General features: G+C 74.3%; 2 protein-coding genes. One reads left to right on the top strand and one right to left on the bottom strand.

What is annotated here, in order from left to right:
• On the bottom strand, positions 1 to 190 hold a 190-nt coding region (locus tag AB0J09_RS63010), incomplete at its 3' end, for an aldehyde ferredoxin oxidoreductase N-terminal domain-containing protein (RefSeq protein ID WP_360713856.1).
• Between the two features lie 154 nt (positions 191 to 344).
• On the opposite strand from AB0J09_RS63010, the gene AB0J09_RS63015 reads away from it, so the two are divergent.
• Positions 345 to 2,152: glycoside hydrolase family 3 N-terminal domain-containing protein (locus AB0J09_RS63015; protein ID WP_360713858.1), on the top strand; the 1,808-nt coding region annotated here is incomplete at its 3' end.

Genomic DNA, 2,152 nt, shown 5'->3' on the forward strand with positions numbered 1-2,152 from the left:
GCGCCGCCGTGCCGCCCAGCATCCCGGCCGCCACATACAGCAGCGCCCGAGGGTCGTACGGATCGAGCCCGGCGGGCGTGCGCTCGGCCATCAGCCGCAGCCCGAGTATCGACCCGCCGAAATGCCCCCTCTCGGCCGAGCGATGCTCCTTCTCCACGTTCCCGCTGGTCAGATCCACAATGAACGGCACGCCGAAGCCTCCTGGAGTCGATGAGGGCACCAGGAGCGGACAACATCACATGTCACCGCGAGGGCGCAACCCCGTCATTGTTTTGCCGCAACGTAAATCGCCACGGCCTGCGGGTCCATCTCCGCCGGTCCACGAATTTGCTGCCATGGATGACATGGCGCTCAATCAGTCGCTCACCCGCCGCGACGCGGTCCGGCTCCTCGGAGCGGCCGTGGCCGTCGCCGCCGCACCCTCACCGCGGACCGCCCACCGCGCGAACGTCGACACTCTGCTCAGGCGGCTGACGCTGGAGGAGAAGGTCTCGCTGCTGCACGGCGCCGAGGACCCCGCCTCCAAGGGCCAGGCGGGCTACCTTCCCGGCGTGCCCCGCCTCGGCATCCCCGAGCTGCGCCTGGCCGACGGGCCCGCCGGGGTCCGGGCCACGGCGAGTGCCACCGCCCTGCCGGCCCCGGTCGCGCTCGCCTCGACGTTCGCCCCCGACCTCGCCAGGCGGTTCGGCGCGGTCATCGGCCGGGAGGGCCGGGCGCTGGGCATGGACGTGCTGCTGTCGCCGATGACCAACATCGTCCGGGTTCCGCAGGCGGGCAGGAACTTCGAGACGCTCGGTGAGGACCCGCTGCTGGCCGCCGCGATGGTCGCGGCCGAGGTGCGCGGCATCCAGGGCGAGGGCCTGATCGCCACGGTCAAGCACTACGCCGCCAACAACTTCGAGAACGACCGCCATACCGTCGACGCCCAGGTGGACGAGCGGACCCTTCGCGAGATCTACCTGCCGGCCTTCGAGGCCGCCGTGGAGGCCGGCGTGGGCGCGGTCATGGCCGCCTACAACCGCGTCAACGGCGTGTACGCCGCCGAGAACCCGCACCTGCTGACCGAGATCCTGCGCGACGAGTGGCGCTTCGGCGGCTGGGTGATGTCCGACTGGTCCGCCACGCACAGCGGCGCTCCCGCCGTCACCGCCGGGCTGGACATGGAGATGCCGTCCGGCGCCAACTTCGCCGGCCTGGTCGCCGCCGTCACCTCGGGGCGGCTGGCCGAGTCCGTGGTGGACACCGCGGTCCGCCGCGTCCTCGTCCAGCTCGACCGGTTCGGCCTGCTCGGCGGCGGCCGGTCGCGACCGTCCCTCGACCCGGAGGCGGGCGCCCGCACCGCGCGGGAGATCGCGCTGGCGGGCGCGGTGCTGCTGCGCAACGAGCGCGACCTGCTGCCGCTCGGCCGCGACGACCTCGCCGACCTCGCCGTCATCGGCCCCACCGCGGCCGGCCCGCTGGCCGGCGGCGGAGGCAGCGCCCGAGTGATCCCGGCCAGAGCCGAGAGCCCGCTGAACGCCCTGCGCCGCCAGGCCCTGCGGGCCGTGGGGCCCGGCAGCCGCATCCGCTGGGCGACCGGCGTGGACTTGGAGGGTGTACCGGTCCCCGCCTCCGCCCTTTCCCTGCGGCGCACCCGGCGCGGCGGCACGCCGCAGGCCGCCGCCCAGGTCGACCACACCGGCGCGAACGCCCTGCCCGCCGGCTCGTCGTGGACCTGGACGGGCACGCTCACCGCGCCCTCGACCGGCGACTACGACCTGCGCATCCAGGGCTCGGGCGGAGTGCCCTCGTTCAACGGCTCGATCTCGCTGACCGTCGACGGCGTCAGGATCGGCTCGGCCGGCGCCCTCATCGGCGGCAACAGCAGCCTCATCGCGACCTCCGGCGGCCTGACCAACGCCGGCGGCGTCGTCCACCTGGAGTCGGGCCGTGCCAAGCGGATCGCCATCGCGGCCACCGGCGCGGCGGGGACGCCGCTGCAGGTCAGGCTGGCCTGGGTCACCCCGCAGCGGCGCCAGGAGGCGTTGCGGGAGGCGGCCGCCCTGGCCAAGGAGGCGCGGGCGGCGCTCGTGTTCGCCTTCAACGAGGGCACCGAGGGAGCCGACCGTGCGAGCCTCGCCCTGCCGAAGGGCCAGGACCAGGTCATCGCGGC

The organism is Nonomuraea sp. NPDC049784 (assembly GCF_040659615.1).
Taxonomy (GTDB): Bacteria; Actinomycetota; Actinomycetes; order Streptosporangiales; family Streptosporangiaceae; genus Nonomuraea.